Source organism: Haloferax profundi (assembly GCF_001469865.1).
Lineage (GTDB): Archaea > Halobacteriota > Halobacteria > Halobacteriales > Haloferacaceae > Haloferax > Haloferax profundi.
The window spans coordinates 1-365 of record NZ_LOPV01000333.1 but is presented as its reverse complement, the minus strand read 5'-3'; the positions used below and the strand labels follow the sequence as shown (position 1 = coordinate 365).

Annotated in this window: 1 pseudogene; it reads right to left on the bottom strand. The window is 52.3% G+C overall.

The features are described 5' to 3' along the window. Positions 1-365, bottom strand: a pseudogene (locus AUR66_RS22680) (hypothetical protein); the annotation flags it as partial.

Below are 365 nucleotides of genomic sequence, written 5' to 3'. Positions count from 1 at the left end.
GGACGGGCCAAATGAACATCGCGTAGAGTGGAACCACTCCAATGAAGAGTGCAGTAACGGCGAATCGACCCCACACCCAGCGAGTAGAATTTGTTTGTGCTTCGCCTTGGATCGAAACGTTGTGACGCTGGAGGAACTCTCGAAATTCCGATTCTTTGTCTGGAGGAATCAGAAACGAACTCGGTTTGACGCTGAACGTTCTCTTGTAAAATAACCGGACCATCGGCTGGCCAGCAAGTGAGAGAAATCGGGCGGATTCTACGTCTTCGAGCGGGACGGTTGCTTCCTGGTCACTCCGGAAGAGGGTAGGGTCGCCCATGTGGAACGTGGTCTCGATGGATTCGTCATCTTGCTCGAATTCGATT